Below are 234 nucleotides of genomic sequence, written 5' to 3' on the forward strand. Positions count from 1 at the left end.
CCGCCGGCAGCCCGCATGTGCCGCTCGCCGCGATCGTCGCGATTCTCGTGTTCGCCGGCATCTGCGTGTCGGCCTGGCACGGCGTCGCGTACACCGAACTCGCGACGCTCGCGGGCGCGAACCATGCGGGCACCGCGCTCGGGATGGCAAACACGATCGTCTATCTCGGGCTGTTCGCGACGCCGCTGGCGATTCCGCCGCTGCTCGCCGTCAGTTCGTGGAGCGTGGTGTGGC

At 70.5% G+C, this 234-nt stretch carries 1 pseudogene; it reads left to right on the forward strand.

Annotation, left to right across the window (positions count from 1 at the left end):
• Window positions 1-234 (forward strand): annotated as a pseudogene (locus tag Q3A80_RS31995) (MFS transporter); the annotation flags it as partial.

Source organism: Burkholderia sp. SR8 (genome assembly GCF_052851275.1).